Source organism: Tritonibacter sp. SIMBA_163, from assembly GCF_046535935.1.
Taxonomy (GTDB): Bacteria; Pseudomonadota; Alphaproteobacteria; order Rhodobacterales; family Rhodobacteraceae; genus Epibacterium; species Epibacterium scottomollicae.
Map to the genome: position 1 here is coordinate 1 of NZ_JAWJBP010000123.1, position 458 is coordinate 458.

The 458-nt window shown below is 62.2% G+C and carries 2 protein-coding genes; both read right to left on the reverse strand.

Annotated features, from left to right (window positions below; all coding sequences use genetic code 11):
- Nucleotides 1-253 (reverse strand): FAD-dependent oxidoreductase (locus R0J92_RS21720; protein WP_411053163.1); only part of this gene is annotated, 253 nt, incomplete at its 3' end.
- A gap of 14 nt (nt 254-267) precedes the next feature.
- Nucleotides 268-458, reverse strand: a 191-nt coding sequence (locus R0J92_RS21725; protein WP_411053164.1) for an alanine racemase C-terminal domain-containing protein, incomplete at its 5' end; no start/stop codon positions are given.

The following is a 458-nucleotide window of genomic DNA, read 5'->3' on the forward strand; positions in this document are numbered from 1 at the left end:
GGACCGGATCGCAGGGCGGGCGCAGAACGAGCGGCGCGTGCTGCTGGAACAGCCATTTCGCGGCCTTGAACGGGATGCCGGGAGCAGCCCAGGGCGAGGCGTAGCCGGGCGAAACCTGGCCGGCATTGGCGAAACTCGTTTCCAGTGCCGGGCCTTCTTCGCGGTCGACAACGGTTACCTCATGACCGAGCTTGGCGAGGTAGTAAGCGGTCGTAACGCCGATGACGCCGCTGCCGAGGATGGTGATCTGCATGTTCGCCTCTTGTCTTATGCTTTTATGTCGCTCGCGCCGCTCTCCACGTAGACACGTGCATAACGGTTGCCGAGCGCAGTCAGAATTTCATAGGGAATGGTGTCGCAGTCGCGTGCCACGTCTTCGAGACGCTGGTGCGGACCAATCAGTTCCACAAGGCTGCCGAGTTTCAGCGTGCCTTCCGGCAATGCGCTGACGTCGAGCG